The organism is Xanthobacter sp. BG11Y11_SDJG, from assembly GCF_057364445.1.
Genome location: NZ_JBNFNU010000597.1, coordinates 1 through 1,748, shown reverse-complemented (window position 1 = coordinate 1,748; position 1,748 = coordinate 1). Strand labels below are relative to the sequence as shown.

Annotated in this window: 1 protein-coding gene; it reads right to left on the bottom strand. The window is 69.7% G+C overall.

The window, feature by feature from the left end; translation table 11 throughout:
• Positions 1-554 precede the first annotated feature (554 nt).
• Entirely contained in the window at positions 555-1,217 is a 663-nt protein-coding gene (locus AC2W7M_RS24815) for an alpha/beta hydrolase (protein ID WP_486135710.1), read from the bottom strand.
• Between the last annotated feature and the right edge of the window lie 531 nt (positions 1,218-1,748).

Sequence of the window (1,748 nt, the reverse complement as noted above, 5' to 3'; positions counted from 1 at the left end):
TGCCCCTTTGCGCCAGGCCTCTCGCCAGGCCTCAATCCCCGACGCCCAGCAACGCCGGGGCGTGGATCCCCCGGACAAGCCGGGGGATGACGGCAGTCCAAGGGGAGACAGGCCGAGGCACTCAAAACCGGCGTCATGCCCCGGCTCGTCCGGAGCATCCACGCATCCCGTCCGGGACAGCCGGCAGAGCCCCCGGGCTCAGATCAAGCCGGAGGGCGGCGGGGGCAGGGAAACGGCGGGGAAACCTCTCACCGCGTCATGCCCGGCTTGGTCCCGGGCACTCCACTTGCCCTTTGCGCCAGGCTTCCAATCCCCGACGCCAGCAATGCCGCGGCGTGGATCCCCCGGACAAGCCGGGGGATGACGGCAGTCCAAGGGGAAACGGGCCGAGGCACTCCAAAACCGCCGTCATGCCCCGGCTTGTCCGGGGCTTGCCTGCCGCCCGTCCGGGACAGCCGGCAGCGCCCCTTGGGCTCCGGTCAAGCGGGAGGGCGACGGCGGGAAAGGCGGGGGACGGCCGGCGCCGAACCACCCCCGGCGGCGGCAGCGGAGCCTCAGGCGGCGCTGTCGGTGCGGGCGCCGGGCAGGCGCTTGTCGAGATAGGTGCCCACCACTTCCATCAGCTCGTCGGTCTTGGCGTCGAAGAAGTGGTTGGCGCCCGGCACCACCTGCTGCTCGATGACGATGCCCTTCTGGGTCTTCAGCTTTTCCACCAGGGTGGCGACCGCCGAGGTGGGAACCACCGCGTCCTTGTCGCCATGCACGAACAGGCCGGAGGACGGGCAGGGGGCGAGGAACGAGAAATCGTAGAGGTTGGCGGGGGCGGCCACGGAGATGAAGCCCTCCACCTCCGGCCGGCGCATGAGCAGCTGCATGCCGATCCAGGCGCCGAAGGAGAAGCCGGCGATCCAGCAGGCGCGCGCGTCCGGGTTGACCGACTGCGCCCAGTCGAGCGCCGCGGCGGCGTCCGACAGCTCGCCCTGGCCGTGGTCGAACGCGCCCTGGGAGCGGCCGACGCCGCGGAAATTGAAGCGCAGCACCGAGAAGCCGCGGTTCACGAACTGGTAATAGAGATTGTAGACCACCGGATTGTTCATGGTCCCGCCGAATTGCGGGTGCGGGTGCAGGATCACCGCGATCGGCGCGTTGCGGCTCTTGGCGGGCTGATAGCGGCCTTCGAGCCGCCCCTTTTCACCGGGGAAGATCACTTCAGGCATGGGTCTGGGCAACCTCTTGAGAGTGGCGCGCGCAGGCGGAGGGCGACGGGCGGCGTGGGCAAGCCGACGGGCATCAGGCGCTGCGGGCCGCCGGGCGGTCGGTCGATCGGCGGGGGCAGGGGCGGCTTGGGGCACGGAACGCTCTCCCCGCGAATGAACCATGGAGGTCGCGCGCCCCGGACGTCCTGTCACGAACCGTTCCGAGCCTTGACGGAACGACGGTAATGACTTGACTTAGGGGTGGACGCGCCCTATCAATTTAGAATAATTCTAATCTATTCCCGCCGGCTGCGCAAACCGAAGGGCGCTGCATTGCGGGAACGGGTGGAGTTTGACCTATGACCGAGATCGCCGGCAATTGCAACCCTCGGCGCCGCGCTGCGCCCGGGTGCGCGAGGCGGCCGCAATGAGCGCGGGCAGCGCCGGGGCGGCGCGCGCCTATCTCGATCACAATGCGTCGAGCCCCCCTTCGGCCCCGAGGCCCGCGCCGCCATCATCGAAGCGCTGGACGCCGGCGGCAACGCCTCGTCC